Origin of the sequence: Ancylobacter sp. G4_0304, from assembly GCF_047501495.1 — a bacterium.
Taxonomy (GTDB): Bacteria; Pseudomonadota; Alphaproteobacteria; order Rhizobiales; family Xanthobacteraceae; genus Ancylobacter.
Map to the genome: position 1 here is coordinate 1 of NZ_JAZDRM010000088.1, position 241 is coordinate 241.

At 71.4% G+C, this 241-nt stretch carries 1 protein-coding gene; it reads right to left on the reverse strand.

Translation table 11 applies throughout. The features are described 5' to 3' along the window. Positions 1 to 54 precede the first annotated feature (54 nt). The coding region (locus tag VRZ77_RS21740) for a hypothetical protein (protein WP_414594647.1) at positions 55 to 241 on the reverse strand (187 nt) is incomplete at its 5' end.

Sequence of the window (241 nt, forward strand, 5' to 3'; positions counted from 1 at the left end):
CAGGAATGGCCCCGCCGCCGTGAAGTGGCGAGGCCGGATGCCGGAGGGCAGGGCTCAGCGATAGGGGTAGCCGGCCTTCTGCATGGTCTCGTCGTATTTCTTGAAGGCTTCGACCACGCGGCCGGCGTACCGGCCACGGCACAGGGCTCGGGCCCGGCGCGCGGCCGGACCTTCAGGAATGGCCCCGCCGCCGTGAAGTGGCGAGGCCGGATGCCGGAGGGCAGGGCTCAGCGATAGGGGT